The sequence below is a fragment of the Bradyrhizobium manausense genome, from assembly GCF_018130615.1.
Lineage (GTDB): Bacteria > Pseudomonadota > Alphaproteobacteria > Rhizobiales > Xanthobacteraceae > Bradyrhizobium > Bradyrhizobium manausense_A.
Map to the genome: position 1 here is coordinate 100,414 of NZ_JAFCKB010000021.1, position 19,073 is coordinate 119,486.

Below are 19,073 nucleotides of genomic sequence, written 5' to 3' on the forward strand. Positions count from 1 at the left end.
CGATGGCCTCGATCAGCCTGCGCAATGTCTGTCTCGACTATCCGCTCTACGGCGCCTACGACTTCTCGCTGAAGCGGCGCCTGATCGGCCACCTCATCCGCGAGAAGGGCGAGATGCGGATCGTCCGCGCTGTCGATCATGTCACGATCGAAGCCGAGGCCGGTGCGCGCATCGGGCTTGCCGGCCCCAATGGCTCCGGCAAGTCGACGCTGCTGCGGCTGATCGCCGGCGTCTATCCGCCGAGCAGCGGCCGCGTCGCGATCAAGGGCAATGTCGTGCCCCTGCTCGGCCTCAACGCCGGCGTGAACCTCGATTTCGTCGCTGACGACAATATCGCCCTGCTGCTGCGGATCAGCGGCCGCAAGCCGACGCGCGCCGTGATCGACGAGATCTGGGCCTTCACCGAGCTCGAAGAGCGCATGCAGCGGCTGCCGTTGCGGATGTTCTCCTCGGGTATGCTGATGCGCGTGCTGTTTGCCACCGCAACTGCCTTTCCCGCCGACATCCTGCTGCTCGACGAATGGCTGAGCGTGGTCGACGAACGCTTTGCCGCGAAGGCCGAGCAGCGGCTGCAGAACCTGGTCTCGCAGGCCGCGATCGTGATCATCGCCTCGCACGACCAGCCACTGCTGCGCCGCACCTGCACCAGCATCATCAATCTGGATCACGGCCGCATCGCCTCGACCGTCACCGTCGAGCAACCGTCGGCTCTTTCCTTCGAGCTCCGCGAGAAACGCGCATGAAGCAGAACATCCTCGTCGTGTCCGAGTCACTCGGACAACCCAACCACAAGCGCGGCATCTTCCACTTCACCCGGGAATTGACGCGCTCGCTCGCCTCGGAAGGCCACGACCTCACGTTGCTCGTGGAGACCTCGAAGCGTTACCGCAAGCTGTGCCGGCGCGAGCGGCGCACGAGGTTGTTTCCGGCGCAGGCGCGCAACATCGAGTTGCTCGCGCTTTATCGCTTCCTGGACGAAGTCAATATGAGTGGACCGATGACGCTCAGCGGCACAAGCCGCAAGTTCGATTGGCTCCGTCACAGGGGCGGCATGTTGCTGTCGCGGGACAACCTCCTCTGCCTCCTGGGCGCGATCGGCCTGCGTAGCCCAGGCGCACGGCTGATCGAGAACCGGACCGCCGCCCTCGAATACATTCCGCCGGACCTGAGCCATCTCGAACTGTTCCGCGCCTTTCAGCTCGAGCCTGGATTCTTCAACTATCAGGACTCCTCGGCCTTCTTTCTACTGCCGCCGCCGCGGATCGACGCACGCGACTACGACGTCATCGTGGTGGATACCCCGACACGGGTTGCGATCAAGCGCAGGCCGGACGCCAAGGTGATCTGCGTGGTGCACGATTTGCTGCCGCTCACCGACCTCAAGCTCAGCGACATTGCCACGCGGCAGTTCCTGGCGCGAATCCGCACCAGTCTGCGCCAGGCTGACGAGCTCGCCTTTGTTTCACACTATAGCATGATGCGGTTCAGGGACCTGTTGCCGCAATTTGCTCACGTACCGGCGCGGGTCGTGTATCCCCGCACCCGGTTCGACGCCCCGGATGTCCTGCACCTCCCAGCCCCGTCGGGGCGTCCGGGGCGGCCGAACTTCGTCATCATCGTGTCGAACGAGCCGCGCAAGAACGTCGCCACCGTCATCCGCGCCTTCCGCAACATCCCTCAGGCCGATCTCGTCGTGATCGGATATGCTGGCCAGATCAGCCAGATGCGCAATCTTCCGAAGAACGTCCGTTTCGCCGGCTATGTCGACGAGCAGGAGAAGGCCGCGCTGATCGCGGAGGCACACGGCCTGATCATGCCGAGCCTCGCCGAGGGCTTTGGCATCCCGATCATCGAAGCGCTCGCCGCCAATACGCCGGTGCTGTGCTCGGACATCGCCGTGTTCCGTGAGGTCGCGGGCGAGCTTGCAGACTATTTCGATCCGTTCGCGCCAGAGTCGATCGTCGCCTCAGTCACCCGCGTGCTGGCGCGGCAAGAGGAGTCCCGCGGCAAGATCCGGGCCCGGCGCCCCGAGCTTGCCGAGCGTTTCGGCTACCAGACCCAGGCCCGCGATTTCCTCGGGCAGTATCTGCCGCCGGAGCGCCTGGTCGCGGCGCAATAGTGAGCATGATCGCCGAATCCGCTCCGTGCGCGAGCCTCGCCGCGGCGCCGGCCCGGCAGGGCTCGGCCACGCTGATGCGCGCCGCTGATGTGCTCGCCGCACTGATCGCGGCGTCGCTGCCGTGGTCGACCACGGTCCCGTCGATCTTCGTCGGGCTCTGGCTGCTCGTGATGACGCCGATCATCGACTGGCGAGACTATACACGCCGCCTCGCACAGCCCGCTTACGCCCTGCCCTTCGTCGTCCTGCTGCTCGCGCTTCTGGGCACGCTGTGGTCGGACGGCGATTGGACCGACCGGCTGCATGCGATCAAGCCGGTCGCAAAGCTCGTGCTGATCCCGCCGCTACTCTATCACTTCAGCCGGTCCGAGCGCGGCTTCACGGTTTGCGCAGCCTTTCTGGTCTCCTGTGCGCTGCTTGCGGTGTACTCCTGGATCGTGCTGCTCAATCCCGCCCTGAAGCTGACCGCAACGGCGTCTGCCGGCGTTCCCGTCAAGAACTACATCGACCAGAGCCAGGAGTTCACGCTGTGCGCCATCGCGCTCGCGCTACCGGTGCTGAACTTCTTGCGCGGCGGTAGCATGATCGCGACGGCGGCCTGCCTCGCGCTGATCCTGCTGTTCGTGACCAACATGGTGTTCGTCGCCTCGGCCAGGACGGCGCTGCTCTGCATCGGCGTTCTGCTGATGCTGTTTGCCTGGCGGCACCTCAGTCGGCGCGCGGCGTTGCTGTTGTTCGCAAGTGCTGTCGCGGCAAGCGCACTGGCCTGGACCGCATCGCCCTATCTGCGCCAGCGCATTGCCGACATCGCCGTGGAATATCGGCACGGACGCGAGGACATCAGCCACGCCTCGACCGCACAGCGCCTGACCTATTGGCGCAAGGCTGCAGCCGCCTTTGCAGAGGCCCCGCTGTTCGGCCACGGCACGGGCTCGATCAAGCGGCAGTTCGAGCGCGCCGCCTCGACCGAGAGCGACCTCGATGCCGAGATCATCAGCAATCCGCACAACCAGACCCTGCACGTCGCCGTGCAATGGGGACTGCTGGGCGTCGTCCTGCTTTACGCCCTATGGATCGCGCATCTTCGCCTGTTCACGGGCGATGGTCTTGCCGCCTGGATCGGCCTCGTCGTGGTCGTGCAGAACATCGTGAGCTCACTCCTGAACTCGCACCTTGTCGATTTCCACGAGGGCTGGATCTATGTGCTCGGCGTCGGCGTGGCCGGCGGCATGGTCCTGAAAGGGCAAGCCGCTCCCGACTACTGGCTGCGCTCGTGGTGTGGAAATTCTTCAGGCTTGCCGCCTGCTTCGTGACATCGTCGGGCGAGAACCGGAACTTTACCGACGCGCTGCAATATTCTCAGGGCACGTCCGTCGATCACAATCAAAGCGCTACCGATGACGATCGCGCCGGCGATCTCGCGCATGGAGATCGGCTCGCCCAGCACCAGCCATCCGAGCAGGATAGCGGTGACGGGAATGAGCAGCGTCACCAGCATGACGTTGGTCGCGCCCGAGCGCTGCAGAATCTGAAAGAAGACGAAATAGGCGAGCGCCGTCGAGAGCGCGGCGAGGCCGAGCACCGCAAGCCAGGTCGCCAGGCCCGGCATCGGTAGCCGCCACGGCTGCTCCACTACGCCGGCGACGAGAGCCATCATCAACGTGGAGGCCATCAGTTGAAATGTCGCCGTGCCAAGCGGCGGCGAGTCTTTAAGGAGCCGCCGCGCGGCGAGCGCCGCAAAGCCATAGCTGAGCGCGCCGCCAAAACAGAGCAGGATGCCGAGCCCCTGCCCGGTCCGCGTCTCGATGCCCCATCCGCGCAGGATGATCACGCCGGCAAGGCCAAGCGCGACGCCAGCCACCCGCCGCGCCTGCAACGCCTCTTCACGTGCCGCTGCCATCACCAGCACGGTGAACAGCGGCGTGGTCGCGTTGAGGACCGACGCCAGGCCGCTCGGGATAAAAATCTGGCCGATTACGATCAGCGAGAACGGGATGACGTTGTTGAGGAGTCCGATCACGAGGAACGGCTTCCAGCCGCTCATACCCCTGGGAAAGCTGATCCCCTGCATGCGCAGAAGCGGCAGCAGCATGGCCGCGCCAAGGACAACGCGCAGGAACACCAGCGTCAGCGGCGGCAACTCGCGCAGCGCGGCGCCGTTGAAGAAGAACGAGCCGCCCCAGAGCATCGAGAGCAATGCGAGCAGCGACCAATCTCGCGCGTCGATCCGGTTGTCGTTCGGGGGCATGCGTCTCGCCTCTGCGGCCTAGCCTGTCGCCTAGGACGGCGCGGCTGATCTTGCCACCCGGTTTCCGATAAAGTCACTCAGGCGATCGGCGCGAATGCGCATCCCCCGCGATATCCGCGATCACCGCCCCGATCACCAGCGTCCCGCCAATCAGCGCATGCACGGCCGGCACCTCACCAAAGCCGACCCAGATCCAGAACGCCATCAGCGGCGTCTCCAGCGTGGCGATGAGCGACGCCTGCCCTGACGGCAGCAGCCGCGAACCGAGCATGTAGAAGGTCAGGCCGAGCGCGACCTGGAGGCAGCCGAACATCGCAAGGATTGCCAGATTGTAGCCGCCGACATGGGTGATGTCGTGGGCGAGCGGCAGGCTGACCAGGCTGCCGATGAAATTCGACAGTGCGGCTGCCGCCACCATCGACGTCTCGCGATGGCGTCGAACGACGACCGTCATCGCCGAGATGGCAAGCACCATCAGGCAGCTCAGCGCCACGCCGCCGATATCGGCGCCCGCTCTAATCCCGCCGACGGTGATGACCACGCCGGCAAGCGCGACGAGGCTCGCGATCAGAGTGCGCCATGTCGCGGCTTCGCCGAGCCACAGCCATGCCAGCACCGCCGCGACAAACGGCTGGGTCGCGATCAGCACCGCGACGTTCATGACATCAGTCATCTGAAGCGCGGGAATGAACGAGATCATGCCGATGGCGGACAATGACGCGACCAGTAAGCCGCCACGTCCCGGCACCACCAATTGCCTGAGCACGCCCGGCCCCTGCATCAGGACGAGAAGGCCTGAGATCAGGCTGCCGCCGAACAGGCCGCGCCAGAACAGAATGGTCCAGGGATCAAACGGCAGGAGCCGCGTGAAGAACGGCGCCGTGCTCCAGGCAATCGCCGCAGCGGTGACGAGGGCAATGCCGAGACCGCGGTCCGATCGAGGCTGCCCCATGTTGAATTCCAGTTAAGTCGAATTCCAGTTACGATGGCTTCTTCGGCCGCGACACCAGCTCGATCATCTTGCCTTCGTCGTCGTCGGGCATCGCGGCCTTCGCCTGCGCATAGGACTCGACGGCGGCGCGCGCAACCAGCGGCTTGTCGGCGAGCAGGCTCTCCGCAAGCCTCACGGCGTAGGCGGCATCCTTGTGCCGGAGTGCGGCCGTAAAGGTCGCGCCGCTGAAATCGCGGGCGACCATGCGCTTGGAGTGGCGCGTGACCTGCGGGCTCGCGGCAACACCGGCCTGGATCGACTCCAGCACGAGCTTCATGTCGAGCCCGGCCTGCTCGGCGATGGCAAGGCCCTCGGCGAGGCCCGCGATCTGGATCGCCCCCAGGAGGTTGTTGATGAGCTTGTAGACCGTACCGGAGCCGACCGCGCCGAAATGGCGGATGGTCGAGCCGATCGGCTCGAGGAACGGGCGCGCGCGTTCGAGATCGGCCGGGTCGGCGCCGGCGAGCAGCGTCAGCTTTCCCGCCGCAGCCGCATCCGGCAATCCCGTCACGGGGCAATCGATATAGATCAGGCCACGCGCATTGAGCTCGCGGCCCATCTCGCGCGCATGGTCGTAGGAAACGGTGGAGCACTCGATGGCGATGGTGCCGGCCTTCATCGTCTTGGCCGCGCCGTTCGGTCCGAGCCAGACAGCGCGCGAAGCTTCGTCGTCGGCGACCATGGTCACGACCGCATCGGCATCGATCGCGGCGTCCTCGGGCGAGGTCGCCCATTTCGCGCCGCGCGCAATCAGGTCTTCAGCTTTCGCCTTGCTGCGATTCCACAGCGCCACAGTAAAACCGGCATCGAGATAACGGCCGGCCATGCCATGGCCCATCCGTCCCAACCCGATGAAGGCAACGCGGGTCATGGCTAGTCTACGTCCTCGATGTCGGCACCAGTGGTGCCGAAGGCGCGCTGCGCCAGCGTCGCGGCCATGAAGTCATCAAGCTCGCCGTTGAGCACTCCCGAGGTATCGGAGGTCTGCACGCCCGTGCGCAGGTCTTTCACCATCTGATAGGGCTGCAGCACGTAGGAGCGGATCTGGTGGCCCCAGCCGATATCGGTCTTGGCGGCCTGGTCGGCGGCGGCCTTCTCCTCGCGCTTCTTCAGCTCGATCTCGTACAGGCGTGCGCGCAGCATGTCCCAGGCCTGCGCCCGGTTCTTGTGCTGGGAACGGCCGGCCTGACAGACCACCGCGACGCCGGTCGGGATATGTGTCAGGCGCACCGCGGATTCGGTCTTGTTGACGTGCTGGCCGCCGGCGCCGCCCGAACGCATGGTGTCGGTGCGGACGTCGGATTCCTTGATGTCGATCTTGATGCTGTCGTCGATGACCGGGAACACCTGCACGCTCGAAAACGAGGTGTGCCGCCGCGCGTTGGAATCGAATGGCGAGATGCGCACGAGGCGATGCACGCCCGCTTCGGTCTTGAGCCAGCCATAGGCGTTGTGGCCGGAAACCTGGATGGTTGCGGACTTGATGCCGGCCTCTTCGCCCTCGGACTCTTCGAGGAACTCGACCTTGAAGCCGTGCGTCTCGGCCCAGCGTGTGTACATGCGCAGGAGCATCTGCGCCCAGTCCTGGCTCTCGGTGCCGCCGGCGCCGGCATGGACCTCGAGATAGGAGTCGAAGCGGTCGGCCTCGCCCGACAACAGCGCCTCGAGTTCGCGCCGAGCCACTTCCTTCTTGAGGTTCTTGAGCGCAGCTTCAGCTTCGGCCACGACACCGGTGTCGCCCTCGGCTTCGCCGAGCTCGATCATGCCGATATCGTCTTCGAGCTCCTGCTCGACCTTGCCGATGCCCGAGAGCGAGTCCTCAAGCGAGGTGCGCTCCTGCATCAGCTTCTGGGCTTTCTGGGGATCGTTCCAGAGGTTGGGATCTTCTGCGAGCTTGTTCAGCTCAGCGAGGCGCGCCGTCGATTTCTCGACGTCAAAGATGCCTCCTCAGCAGCCCGACTGACTGCTTGATCTCTTCTACCAACCGTTCGATTTCGGCGCGCATGTCGTTCTCTGATCTCGCGGAATTCGTTCCGCGTACAAGTGAGACCGGGATGTAGCGGCGGCGGCTGCAAAGCGCAACCGCCACCGCAAAGAACGTCTGTCTTGTCCTAGGCCTTAGTACAGTCCGCCGGTGCCCGGCCGCATGAAGAAGCCGGAATCCGGCTGCTGTTGCGGCGCTCCCGGCCCGCCGCGTCCGTCGGCGTCGGCGACGCCGATGACCGAGTAATTGTCCGGCGGCGCCGTACCCGGCTTGAAGGCTTCGAGGATGGTTCCAACGGTCTCGCCCGGACCGGCGCGCATGCCGGTCTTTGCAACGACGCGGATCAGCTTGATGCCGGCGGGCACCTTGAAGGGAACGGCGGGCTTGTCGGCGAGCGCGAGCTTCAAGAAGTCGCGCGCGATCGGCGCGGCCAGATGGCCGCCGGTCGCCGCGTTGCCTTTGCCGAGCGGACGCGGCTTGTCGTAGCCCATGTAGATGGCGACCGCGACGTCGGGCGAGAAGCCGACGAACCAGGCGTCCTTGGCCTCGTTGGTCGTGCCGGTCTTGCCGGCGATCGGCTTGCCGACTTCCCTCACCACGGTCGCGGTACCGGCCTGGACCACGCCTTCCATCAGCTCGGTGATCTGATAGGCGGTCATGGAATCCAGCACCTGCTCGCGGCGGTCGATCAGTTGCGGCTCGGCCTGGTTCTTCCAGCCGCCGGGTGCGTCGCAGCCGCGGCATTCGCGCTGGTCGTGCTTGAAGATGGTGTGTCCGTAGCGGTCCTGGATTCGGTCGATCAAGGTCGGCTTCACGCGGCGGCCGCCATTGGCGAGCATCGAATAGGCCGTGACCATGCGCATCGCCGTGGTCTCGCCGGCGCCGAGCGCGTAGGAGAGAAAATTCGGCAGTTCGTCATAGACGCCGAAGCGGCGTGCATATTCGCCGATCAGGGGCATGCCGATGTCCTGCGCAAGACGCACCGTCACGGTGTTCAGCGACTGCCGCAGCGCGTTCCGCAGCGTCACCGGTCCCTGATATTTGTTCGCCGAAAAGTTTTCAGGCCGCCAGACACCGGCGCCCTGCCCCTGGTCGATTTCGATCGGGGCGTCGAGCACGACGGTCGATGGCGTATAACCGTTGTCGAGCGCGGCCGAATAGACGATCGGCTTGAACGACGAACCCGGCTGCCGGTAGGCCTGCGTGGCGCGGTTGAACTGGCTCTGGTCGAACGAGAAGCCGCCGACCATCGCGAGCACGCGGCCGGTCCAGGGGTCCATCACCACCATCGCACCCGACACTTCGGGGATCTGGCGCAGACGGTACTGACCTTCGACCGGTTGTCCTTCCTTGCTGTAGAGCGGATCGGCATAGATCACGTCACCGGGCTGCAGCACCTGCGCCACCGAATTCGGCGTCTTGCCTTTGGCGTTCCCCTGCGCCGCCCTCGCCCAGCGCACGCCGTCGACCGTGATGAGGCCGGTCTCGCGCTGCTTGCTGACGGCCCCGCCGAGCTCGCGGTTCGGTTGGAAGCCGATGCGGGCCGACTGGTCGCTGGTCTCCAGCACCACGGCCATGCGCCACGGCGAAATGTCGGACAGCGACTTGATCTCGGCGAGCTTCACGCCCCAGTCGCCTGAAATATCGAGCTTGCTAATGGCGCCGCGGTAGCCCTGCTGCTCGTCATAATTGACGAGACCGGATACCATGGTCTTGCGCGCCATGACCTGGATCTTCGGATCGAGCGTGGTGCGGACCGACAGACCGCCCTCGTACAGCTTCTTCTCGCCATAGCGCTCGAAGATGTCGCGGCGGACCTCCTCGGCGAAATATTCGCCGGCGAAGGTGTGGGCGCCGTTGGAACGGTTGGTGACGGCCAGCGGCTCCTTGCGCGCCTTGTCGGCGTCGGCTTGCTTGATCCAGCCGTTCTCCTGGAGACGGTCGATCACGTAGTTACGGCGCTCGATGGCGCGGTCCCGGTTGCGAACCGGGTGCAGCGTCGCCGGCATTTTCGGCAGCGCCGCGAGGTAGGCGGCTTCCGCCACGGTGAGCTCGTTCACCGACTTGTCGAAATAGACCAGCGAGGCGGCAGCGATGCCGTAGGCGCCGAGGCCGAGATAGATCTCGTTCAGATACAGCTCGAGGATCTTGTCCTTCGAATAGGTCTTCTCGATCCGCATCGCGAGCAAGGCTTCCTTGATCTTGCGCGCGAACGAAACTTCGTTGGTCAGAAGGAAGTTCTTGGCGACCTGCTGGGTGATCGTCGACGCACCCTGCGGACGGCGGTTGGAGCCGTAGTTCTGCAAGTACAGCAGACCCGCACGGGCCATGCCGGTGTAGTCGATGCCGCCGTGCTCATAGAAATTCTTGTCTTCGGCGGCGAGGAAGGCGTTGATCACGAGCTTCGGCACGGCCTGGATCGGCAAGTAAAGCCGGCGCTCCTTGGCGTATTCGCCGAGCAGCGAGCCGTCGACCGCGTGCACGCGGGTCATCACCGGCGGCTCGTAATCCTGAAGCTGAGAGTAATCGGGCAAGTCCTTGGAGAAATGCCAGATCAGGCCTGCCACGGCACCGACACCGACAAGGAACACCACCGTTCCCGCGGCGAACAGGAAGCCCATGAACCGCACAAGCAAGCGCATTATATATTTATCCGTTCAATCCCTGGATCAGCCCAAGATCAGCCTCAAGGCGCCCAAACCACAAAAGAGGCGCCGTCCTCACGTCGCGAATTCGCCGGCCTACTCAATACCATCAATGCCGGACCGAATGACGCTTGCCGAACGGGATTCTCGTCGATTCCGGAACCCCCTGCGTCGTTTTTATAGGGCGCCCGCTGTGGCCAAACTAGGGCTTAACAGCTGACCCGGCATTCCCTTCTCAATTGCCAGCCCCCGCCGTCGCCATCCGCTTGGCCAGGAATGTGTCGATCGCCTGGGCCATCGAGCCGACAGCCTTGGAGCGCCAGCCCTCCGATACGAGGTGCTCGAGGTCGCCCTTGTTGGAGACATAGCCGATCTCGACCAGCACCGAAGGCACGTCGGGAGCCTTCAGCACCCGGAACCCGGCCGATTTAAGGGGGTGCTTGTGCATCCGCACCGTCGACTTCATTTCGCCCATCAGCAAATGGGCGAAACGGTTTGAAAAGGTGCGGGTTTCCCGCTGTGTGAGGTCGATCAGAATGTCGGCGACGTCGGTCGGCTCTTCCGCGAGATTGAAGCCGGCAATCGCGTCCGCCCGGTTTTCGGCGTCGGCCAGGCGCTGGGCCTCAGCGTCGGACGCCTTGTCCGAGAGCGTGTAGATCGTGGCCCCCTGCGCATCGCCCTCGGCCTTCGGCAGCGCATCGGCGTGGATCGAGACGAACAGCGCGGCGTTCAGATTGCGGGCGACCTTGGGACGGTCATTGAGCGGAATGAAAGTGTCGTCGTCCCGCGTCATCACCACGCGATATTTGCCGGCCTTTTCGAGCCGGTCGCGCAACGCGAGGCCAAACGTCAGCACCAGGTTCTTCTCGCTCTCGCCGCTCGACTGGGTGCCGTTATCGATGCCGCCATGGCCAGGATCGATCACGACGACCGGCCGCCCGTCGGACGGCGTCCCCGGCTTCTGCGGGGCCGCTTCGGGCCCGGCAGGAATAGTTACCGGCGGCGCGGCAGCAACCGTCGGGCGCAACTCAGGGCGATTCTCCGGAGCCGGCGTTTGCACGAAGGCTGCGCGATCGACCTCCTCCAACTCGAGCACCAGCCGGGCCGGCTGGCCGTTGGCCGCATCGAGAACGTAGGAATTGGTGATCTTGGCGGGCCCGGTCAGGTCGAACACGATTCGAGAGCCGCCCGGCATCACGAGCCCATAGCGGAAGGCCTTGACCAGCCCCCGCCCGGCCCCCGTGCCCGGCGCCAGCTGAAAATTGACCTGGGGAACATCGATCACGACCCGATAGGGATCGGCGAGCGTTGCGGTGCGGAAGCTGACGGTCTGGTCGAGGTCGAGAATGAAGCGGGTCTGCTTGCCGTCACCGGCCAGGCGCGCGGCCGTGGCAACGGGAAAATTCGCTGTCGCAACAGAGGGTTGCGATGGGCTCTCAGCCGCATTCAGACGCGAGGAATCGGCGCACGGCAGTGCTGCGGCGCATAGCAGCGCAACCCCCAGCAAAACCCGTTGATTTGTGCGGCTCGCCACCGACTCCGTGCCTCCGAGCAGCCCTCTTTAACGCAATAGAACCACAGGGTTAATCGATCCTTAATGACGGAAGCGCGAAACTCTTCGACTGTGACCGGCGTGCGACGCTCCCTTGCACGGATGCCCCATTCCTCGTATGTACGGAATGCTGACGGCCGATATTTCCGGTTGTGTCGCGTTCAGCCTCCCGGTGCAGCGCCGGAACGCCCAAGGTTTGGGAATTCCAGCGTTTTTCGTTCCCCTCTAAGACCAGCGCGGTGCGCGGCAGCGAGGCGGAACGGGGCAAGCCCCGGCGGCGGACGGTTTCCGGTTACCACTGCGTTTCCGGGGCGGTTCTGACAGCGACTTAACCCGTTACCCGGTCCCTTGATCCCAAGGGAGCGGTTCGCAATCACCAAGGCGAGCGCGCTCGCGCCATGCCTGGCCAGCAGCAACTGATTGAGGGGCGGCCCCGCCGCCCAATGTTTCATACGGGCCGACGCTTGATGCGCCAGACTGTGCCGACGAATTCTGAAGGACCTTTCGCGACGCTGCGGAGTGACACTCCCGCGCGCCGCTTGGGTCCTGAAGCTTTCGGTTCGGCAAGGCGCGAGAGACGGCGTTTCGGCCTTCCCCTCACCCCCGAATCAGGTGGACCGTCGCGTCACCCGGCAGCGCTCTTCGCGCCCACGGTCGATCGCGCCCGCCGCCGCCAAGAGTTAAGACATGCCCAACAAGATGTTGATCGATGCCACCCACCCGGAAGAGACCCGGGTCGTCGTGGTCCGCGGCAATCGCGTCGAAGAGTTTGACTTCGAGACCGCGCAACGCAAGCAACTGCGCGGGAACATCTATCTCGCCAAGGTCACCAGGGTCGAACCCTCGCTCCAGGCCGCCTTCGTTGAATATGGCGGCAACCGCCACGGCTTCCTCGCCTTCAGCGAAATCCATCCCGACTATTATCAGATCCCGGTCGCCGACCGGCAGGCGCTGATCGAGGCCGAGGAGCAGGCCCATCGTGAAGCCGAGGAAGAGAGCGAGAATCGCTCCCACGGCCGCCGCCGCTCGCGCCACCGCAACGCCCGCCGTCGCGGTCACGGCGAGCGCGTCCGCAGCGACATCGTCGAGGGTCTGGACGCCGGCGCCGATCCGGCGGCGCAGCCGGTCGAGGGCCAGCCGCTGCCTGAGCACGCCGAGGGCGCTTCGCATGAGGGCGAGCACCTGCACGCCGACGCAGAGCATCACGGCGAGCACGAAGGTCATGATCATCACGAGCATGATCACGACGATCATGGCCATGACGACCATCATCATGCCCATGATGACGATCACCACCACGACAATGACGACCACGGTCACGATGGTGAGCACGATCATCACGACCATGATCATCATGCCGACGAGACGCCCGCGCCTGTCGCAGCCATCGGCGCCGAGCCGGTCGTTGCCGCCGAGACCGTGGCCGAGCCGCAGGAAGCTCCCGCCTTCGAAACGCACAGCGAGGCCCTTGCCGAAGCCGTGACATCAGTCACCGAGCCGGCCGATGCCGTTTACGCCGCCGGCGAGATCAGCGAAGCGCCGCATGGCGAGGCTGCGGACGCCGCCGGTGACGACGACGAGGACGAGGACGACGGCGAGGAAGCCGAAGAGGAAGTCGTCGAATCCGTCGGCGGTGACGACGTGCTAGAAGAAGTGCCGGAGCGCACCTTCCGCCCCCGCCGCCAGTACAAGATCCAGGAAGTCATCAAGCGCCGCCAGGTGATGCTGGTGCAGGTGGTCAAGGAAGAGCGCGGCAACAAGGGCGCGGCGCTGACGACCTATCTGTCGCTCGCCGGCCGCTATGCCGTGTTGATGCCGAACACCGCGCGTGGCGGCGGCATCAGCCGCAAGATCACCTCGGCCCAGGACCGTTCGCGCCTGAAGGAAGTGGTGCAGGATCTCGACGTGCCCGAGGGCATGGGAATCATCCTGCGCACAGCGGGTGCCGCCCGCACCAAGCCCGAGATCAAGCGCGATTTCGAATACCTGATCCGGATGTGGGAGACGGTGCGCGACCTGACGCTGAAGTCGCAGGCCCCGACGCTGGTCTACGAGGAAGGCTCGCTGATCAAGCGCTCGCTGCGCGACCTCTACAACAAGGAGATCGACGAGATTCAGGTCGCCGGCGAGGCCGGCTACCGCGAAGCGCGCGATTTCATGAAGATGCTCATGCCCGCCAATGTCAGCGCGGTGCGGCAGTATCGCGACGGCCAGCCGCTGTTCTCGCGCATGGGCGTCGAGAGCCAGCTCGATGCGATGTTCTCGCCGACCGTGCAGCTACGCTCCGGCGGCTACATCGTGATCAACCAGACCGAGGCGCTGGTCTCGATCGACGTCAACTCCGGGCGATCGACCCGCGAGCATCATATCGAGGACACCGCGCTCAAGACCAATCTGGAGGCGGCCGAAGAGGTCGCCCGCCAGCTCCGCCTGCGCGACCTCGCCGGCCTGATCGTCATCGACTTCATCGATATGGACGAGAAGCGCAACAACCGTGCGGTCGAGCGCAAGCTGTCCGATTGCCTGCGGCAGGATCGCGCGCGCATCCAGGTCGGGCGTATCTCGCATTTCGGCCTGCTTGAAATGTCGCGCCAGCGCATCCGCGCCAGCGTGCTGGAGAGCTCGACCGATCCCTGCCCGCATTGCGGCGGCACCGGCCATGTCCGGTCGGTGTCCTCGGTGGCGCTGCAACTGCTGCGCGGCCTCGAAGAAATCCTGATGAAGGGCGCGACCCACAACCTGGTGGTCCGCACCCGCACCGACGTCGCGCTCTATGTGCTGAATCACAAGCGCGGTCATCTGCGCGACCTCGAGAACGGCTTCAAGGTCACGCTGTCGGTCATCGCCGATGCAAGCGTCAGCGGACCGCAGGCCTATCTCATCGACCGTGGCGAGCAGGTGCATACGCTGGAAGCCGCCAAGGCGCTGCTTGCAGCTCAGGCCGCCGCAAGCCCGCCGCCGCTGGCCGAAGAAGCCTATGACGACGAGGAGTTCGATCCGGAGCTGGAATCCGAAGTCGAGACCGAGGAGACCGAGGGTCTCGCGGAAGAACAAGCTGCAGGCGACGCTTCGCCCGAGCAGGACGGCCAGCGCCGCAAGCGCCGCCGCCGCCGGCGTGGCCGCGGTGGTCAGCGCGACGGCGAGGCGCGCGAGGATGGCGCTCCCGCTTCTGCTGAAGGGGCCGCAGCGGTCGCAGTCGAAGGCGAAGAGGACGCCGAGGCCGAACAGGACGGCGAGGAAGGCGAGGAGCAGGCCGCCCGCGGCGAGCAGCAGGGCAGCGGCGAGCGCCGTCGCCGGCGTGGTCGCAGGGGTGGACGTCGTCGGCGCGGTAACGGCGAGGAAGGCCTCGCCGGCTCCATCGGCGACGAGCTCGGCGGCAATCCACCGTCGGAAGCAACCGAAGCGGTCGCTGATTTCGACAGCTCCGGCAGCGAGTCGGCACCGTCGATTGCGCATTCGGAGCATATCGCCCCGGTTGAGGCGTCTCAGCCCGAGTTTCAGCTCCAGGCACCTGTTGAATCGCCGGTGCAGCCCGCGCCTTCTGCTGCCGTTGCTGAGGAAGACCCCTCAGCCGACGACAAGGCCGCCCGACGCCGCTCCACGGTTCGCGAGAAGGTGAGCTTCCTGTCGAGCAGCCCGAGCGAGCCGGTAGCCCCGGTTGCGGCAGCGCCCGAACCGGTTGCTTCGCCCGCGCCTGAGCCCGCGCCCGCGCCGGAAGTGGCCACCGAGACGCCGGCCGCCCCGCGCCGCGCCGGCTGGTGGTCGCGCCGCTTCGGCGGCGGCGAATAGAAAGAAACATCCAAAGTAAAAAAAACGCCCGGCCCGGCCGGGCGTTTTTCGTTTCATGCCTCGCCGAAGTGCTAGGACGGCAACTCGTCATCGGCGAGCGGCGCCACGTCGCGCGATGCGATCTGACGGAGCTGATCGTAGAGATCTGGCGCCTCGCTGGTGCAGAGACAGACTCCCTTGGCGGACGACGCCTCGCCGGCATTGAGGTAGGCGTGGCCCATGGTGCTGTCGAGATAGATGCCGTCGCCTTCGCCGAGGATCTCCGGCGCGTAGAACTCGGTGTGAACCGCGACGCGTCCGCTGGTCACCAGAAAATACTCTTCGCCGGCATGGCGCAGCAGCGGGCCGAACTCGTCCAGCGAGCGCGCGCGGACCTCAGCCACGATCGGCACCATGCGCTTGCCGATCAGATCCGTGCATTGATAGGTGTAGGTGTAGAATTTCGTGTTGATCAGCTGGCCCTGCCCGGCCCGGCTGATGCTCCGCCGCGCCGTGACCGGCCTGCCTTGTGCAGGCGCCGCCACCGCCGGATTGAACAGCTCGGCGATCTCCATCTTCAGGCCTGAGGTGAGCTGGAGCAGCTTGTCGTAGGTCAGCGACATCAACCCGTTCTCGACCTTCGAAAGCGTCGACAGCGCCATTCCGGTCCGCTCCGCGACCTGCTTGAGCGTCAGCCCACGCGCCTGGCGCGCAGCCTTGAGACACTGGCCGAGCTGGGAACTGGCACCTTCGGGCGTCGTAATCTCGCTCATGCAGCATCTCTAACACGGCCACGAGAAAAAATATTGGCCGATCGACCTAATCTCTTCAACGGTTCGAATACCCAGTTACCTCTTTTGGTAGCTTCCTGGGCAAACCAACCAGGATTTGTGCACGATCTCGCCGGATTTGACGAATATTGATGCGTCGAACCTACTTTCCGATATGCTAAATTGTTTTCATATTCTGAAATGGAGCTGGCGTTGCCCGAACTTTGCGACACGAGTGCCGTTGAGTTGCGCCGCCTGCTGGCCGCGCGGGCGATCTCGCCAGTCGAGTTGCTTGACGCCTGCCTGTCCCGCATCGCCACGACGAATGCCGCCGTCAACGCGGTCGTGACGCTCGACGAGCCGGGTGCACGGGCTGCCGCGAAGCAGGCCGAGGCCGCGCTCCTGCGCGGTGAGGATCATGGCGCGCTGCACGGCCTCCCGGTTCTGATCAAGGATACGCAAGACACCGCCGGGATGCGCTCCACCTATGGCAGCCCGCTGCTGAGCGAGAATGTGCCAACCGCCGACCAGGGCTCGGTCGCACGATTGCGCGCGGCCGGCGCCATCATCTTCGGCAAGACCAACACGCCGGAATGGGCGGCAGGCGGCAACACCCGCAATCCCGTGTTCGGCGCGACCGGCAATCCCTTCGATCCCATGCGTTCGGCAGCCGGCTCCTCCGGCGGCTCCGCGGTCGCGCTTGCTTGCAGCATGGCGCCGCTTGCCTCGGGCTCCGACACCGGCGGATCCTTGCGCAATCCCGCGGGCTACGCCGGCATCGTCGGCATGCGTCCCTCCTACGGTCTCGTGGCCAGCGAGAAGCGCGCCTTCGGCTGGTCCAACCTGTCGACCGACGGACCGATGGCGCGCAATGTCGCCGATACCGCGCTGATGCTGTCAGTGATGGCGAGCGACGATGCCCGCGATCCGCTCGCCTACACGCTGCCCGGCGAGCCCCTGCGCGGACGCGCCGAGCGCTGGGCCGCGCCGCGCCCCGCTGACCTTGGCAAGCTGCGCCTCGCCTTCACCGAAGACTTCGGCTTTGCGCCGACCGAGCAGGCCATCCGCCGCGTCTTCCGCAATCGCGTCAAGACGCTTGCGCCGCTGTTCGCCGAATGCCGCGAGGCGACGCCGGACTGCACCGGCGCGGACGATGCCTTCGCCGTGCTGCGCGCCGGGCTGTTCCTGGCGATGCACGGCAAGAATTACAAAGAGCGGGCGGAGATGCTCGGCCCCAATGTTCGCGCCAATGTCGAGGAAGGCCTGAGCTATACGCTCGAAGATCATGGACGCGCCGCGACGACGCAGACGCGGATCTACCGTGCCTATCAAAGCTTCTTCGAAACCTGCGACGTCCTGGTCAGCCCGACCATCACGCTCAGTCCCCGGCCGTGGTCCGAGCTCTATCCCGCCGAGATCGACGGCGCGCCGACAAAATCCTACTTCCACTGGCTCGCGCTTGCCTACGCGGTGACGCTCCCCGGCCATCCCGCGATCAGCATTCCACTCGGCCGCGACGAAGCCGGCCTGCCCTTCGGCCTGCAGATCGTCGGCCCGCGCGGCGGCGACGCGATCGTGCTCTCCGTCGCAGCGAGCCTCGAGGCTGCATTCGCGGGCGACCCGCAACTGTGCCGGCCGGTGCCCGACCTGGCGCGGCTTGCAACGGCACCGCCGCTCTCGTCGGCACCCGGCTTCCTCACCTGGGAATAGAACCTGGCAATCGACCAAGCAGGCATGGCCGCCGGATCGCCGGCGAAACGGAGATCAGCATGACCGAACTGTCGCAGCGGAAAACCGGAATCGTCGCGTTCGTCCTGCTCTACATTGCCTATTGCATCTCCTACATCGACCGTGCGGCGATCTCGCTGGCGCTGGCGCAGATCGGTAAGGACTTCAATCTCCAGGCCGCCGACCTCGGCATCGTCATCAGCGCGTTCTTTCTCGGCTATGCCGCGATGCAAGTGCCGGGCGGATGGCTCTCCGATCGCTTCGGTTCCAAATATGTGGTGATCGTCACGATCGTGATGTGGTCGATCTTCACGGCCTTCACGAGCCTGGCCTGGTCGCTGACCTCGCTGATCGCGATCCGCTTCATCTTCGGCATCGCCGAGGGCGGATTTCCGCCGGCGAGCATCCGCGCCATAGCGGAGTTGTTCAAGAAGGACAGCCGGCCAAAAATGTCGGCGCTGCTGCTGTCGTCGAACTATGCCGGCAGCATGATCGCGCCGCTCATCATGGCGCCGCTGATCCTCTGGCTGGGCTGGCGTCATGCCTTCAATGCCATCGGCTTCGCCGGCGTCCTGTTCGCGCTGATTTATTTCGTCTTCGTTCCACATCTTGCGCGTATCGGCGTGGGGCCCGTGACGGCGAAGCCCCGGGCTCCGATGCGCGAGCTGATGAAGAATCCGCTGCTCTGGCAGTTGATGGTGGTGTGGTTCGGCCTCAGCTGCGTCAACAAGGGCCTGGATTCCTGGATGCCGCTCTATCTGCTTCAGCACCGCGGGCTGGATCTCAAGACGGTCGGCATCGTGGCACCGATCCCGTTCGTGATGGCGACGATCGCGACCGCGATCGGTGGCTGGGTCATGACCACGTTCTTTGCCGAGCGCGAAAAATATCTCCTGATCGGCAGCTCCACGTTGACCGGCATCTTCCTCTACGCCATGTACAAGTCGGAGACGATCACGGTGCTGATCGTGTTTCAGTCGCTGGTCTACTTCTTCAAGTCCTTCGTGCTGGCGGCGGTGGTCGCGCTCCCGACCAAGCTGCTCCGGGACGATCAGATCGGATCGGGCGTCGGCATGGTCAACCTTGGCGGCCAGAGCGCGGGCTTCGTTGCGCCGGCCATCATGGGTTTCATCGTGACCGGAACCGGATCATTCGACGCGGCCTTCGGCTTCCTGGTCGCGATGACGGCGCTGTCCGTCGTCGTCGCTACGACCATCAACACGGCGCAGCCCAGGCTCGCGCCAGAGCCGGCCTGACGAGAGAGGTCT

The 19,073-nt window shown here is 65.1% G+C and carries 13 protein-coding genes; 6 read left to right on the forward strand and 7 right to left on the reverse strand.

Features of this window, described 5'->3' with window-relative positions:
- Positions 1-2 precede the first annotated feature (2 nt).
- Genes JQ587_RS30150 through JQ587_RS30160 form a run of 3 tightly spaced genes read left to right on the forward strand, consistent with a single transcriptional unit; the run spans position 3 to position 3,432 of the window.
- Positions 3-743, forward strand: a complete 741-nt coding sequence (locus JQ587_RS30150) for an ABC transporter ATP-binding protein (RefSeq protein ID WP_212299643.1) — start codon at positions 3-5, stop codon at positions 741-743.
- A complete protein-coding gene (locus JQ587_RS30155; protein WP_212427766.1) occupies positions 740-2,119 on the forward strand; it encodes a glycosyltransferase family 4 protein in 1,380 nt (459 codons plus the stop codon). Before JQ587_RS30150 ends, JQ587_RS30155 begins: the two co-directional genes overlap by 4 nt.
- 5 nt (positions 2,120-2,124) lie before the next feature.
- Complete coding sequence (locus JQ587_RS30160; protein WP_212427767.1) at positions 2,125-3,432, forward strand: O-antigen ligase family protein; 1,308 nt, start codon at positions 2,125-2,127, stop codon at positions 3,430-3,432.
- On the opposite strand, the gene JQ587_RS30165 is transcribed toward JQ587_RS30160, so the two are convergent.
- From JQ587_RS30165 to JQ587_RS30190, 6 genes are all read right to left on the reverse strand, one after another.
- On the reverse strand, positions 3,378-4,367 hold the full coding sequence (locus tag JQ587_RS30165; RefSeq protein ID WP_212427768.1) for a DMT family transporter: 990 nt from the start codon (positions 4,365-4,367) through the stop codon (positions 3,378-3,380). The two genes, JQ587_RS30160 and JQ587_RS30165, sit on opposite strands and share 55 nt — an antisense overlap.
- A 73-nt stretch (positions 4,368-4,440) precedes the next feature.
- On the reverse strand, positions 4,441-5,319 hold the full coding sequence (locus JQ587_RS30170) for a DMT family transporter (protein WP_212427769.1): 879 nt from the start codon (positions 5,317-5,319) through the stop codon (positions 4,441-4,443).
- Positions 5,320-5,347: 28 nt separating this feature from the next.
- The gene (locus tag JQ587_RS30175) at positions 5,348-6,229 is read right to left on the reverse strand and encodes an NAD(P)-dependent oxidoreductase (protein ID WP_212299638.1); all 882 of its coding nucleotides are present in this window, start codon (positions 6,227-6,229) and stop codon (positions 5,348-5,350) included.
- 2 nt (positions 6,230-6,231) lie between these two features.
- A protein-coding gene (prfB, locus tag JQ587_RS30180) for a peptide chain release factor 2 (RefSeq protein WP_212299637.1) occupies positions 6,232-7,363 on the reverse strand; the annotation gives its coding sequence in 2 pieces (ribosomal slippage) (positions 6,232-7,293 and positions 7,295-7,363; 1,131 coding nt in all).
- 113 nt (positions 7,364-7,476) lie between these two features.
- Complete coding sequence (locus tag JQ587_RS30185) at positions 7,477-9,984, reverse strand: penicillin-binding protein 1A (RefSeq protein WP_212427770.1); 2,508 nt, start codon at positions 9,982-9,984, stop codon at positions 7,477-7,479.
- Positions 9,985-10,222: 238 nt separating this feature from the next.
- Positions 10,223-11,521 carry an N-acetylmuramoyl-L-alanine amidase gene (locus JQ587_RS30190; protein WP_212427771.1) on the reverse strand — a complete coding sequence of 433 codons (1,299 nt, stop codon included), beginning with the start codon at positions 11,519-11,521 and terminating at the stop codon, positions 10,223-10,225.
- A 705-nt stretch (positions 11,522-12,226) separates the two neighbouring features.
- On the opposite strand from JQ587_RS30190, the gene JQ587_RS30195 reads away from it, so the two are divergent.
- Positions 12,227-15,328 carry an Rne/Rng family ribonuclease gene (locus JQ587_RS30195; RefSeq protein WP_212427772.1) on the forward strand — a complete coding sequence of 1,034 codons (3,102 nt, stop codon included), beginning with the start codon at positions 12,227-12,229 and terminating at the stop codon, positions 15,326-15,328.
- Between the two features lie 71 nt (positions 15,329-15,399).
- Here JQ587_RS30195 and JQ587_RS30200 read toward each other — a convergent pair whose 3' ends face one another.
- Positions 15,400-16,080 carry a helix-turn-helix domain-containing protein gene (locus JQ587_RS30200; protein WP_212427773.1) on the reverse strand — a complete coding sequence of 227 codons (681 nt, stop codon included), beginning with the start codon at positions 16,078-16,080 and terminating at the stop codon, positions 15,400-15,402.
- Positions 16,081-16,290: 210 nt separating this feature from the next.
- Here JQ587_RS30200 and JQ587_RS30205 point away from each other — a divergent pair, with 210 nt between their 5' ends.
- Entirely contained in the window at positions 16,291-17,787 is a 1,497-nt protein-coding gene (locus tag JQ587_RS30205) for an amidase (protein WP_212427774.1), read from the forward strand.
- A 59-nt stretch (positions 17,788-17,846) separates the two neighbouring features.
- A complete protein-coding gene (locus JQ587_RS30210) occupies positions 17,847-19,061 on the forward strand; it encodes an MFS transporter (protein WP_212427775.1) in 1,215 nt (404 codons plus the stop codon).
- Positions 19,062-19,073: the final 12 nt, after the last annotated feature.

What these genes read in the sequence shown, in the direction of transcription:
- JQ587_RS30170 (WP_212427769.1), bottom strand. Translation starts at nt 5,319, where the DNA reads ATGGGGCAGCCTCGATCGGACCGCGGTCTCGGCATTGCCCTCGTCACC.
- JQ587_RS30150 (WP_212299643.1), top strand. Translation starts at nt 3, where the DNA reads ATGGCCTCGATCAGCCTGCGCAATGTCTGTCTCGACTATCCGCTCTAC.
- JQ587_RS30185 (WP_212427770.1), bottom strand. Translation starts at nt 9,984, where the DNA reads ATGCGCTTGCTTGTGCGGTTCATGGGCTTCCTGTTCGCCGCGGGAACG.
- JQ587_RS30160 (WP_212427767.1), top strand. Translation starts at nt 2,125, where the DNA reads ATGATCGCCGAATCCGCTCCGTGCGCGAGCCTCGCCGCGGCGCCGGCC.
- JQ587_RS30200 (WP_212427773.1), bottom strand. Translation starts at nt 16,080, where the DNA reads ATGAGCGAGATTACGACGCCCGAAGGTGCCAGTTCCCAGCTCGGCCAG.
- JQ587_RS30175 (WP_212299638.1), bottom strand. Translation starts at nt 6,229, where the DNA reads ATGACCCGCGTTGCCTTCATCGGGTTGGGACGGATGGGCCATGGCATG.
- JQ587_RS30155 (WP_212427766.1), top strand. Translation starts at nt 740, where the DNA reads ATGAAGCAGAACATCCTCGTCGTGTCCGAGTCACTCGGACAACCCAAC.
- JQ587_RS30195 (WP_212427772.1), top strand. Translation starts at nt 12,227, where the DNA reads ATGCCCAACAAGATGTTGATCGATGCCACCCACCCGGAAGAGACCCGG.
- JQ587_RS30165 (WP_212427768.1), bottom strand. Translation starts at nt 4,367, where the DNA reads ATGCCCCCGAACGACAACCGGATCGACGCGCGAGATTGGTCGCTGCTC.
- JQ587_RS30210 (WP_212427775.1), top strand. Translation starts at nt 17,847, where the DNA reads ATGACCGAACTGTCGCAGCGGAAAACCGGAATCGTCGCGTTCGTCCTG.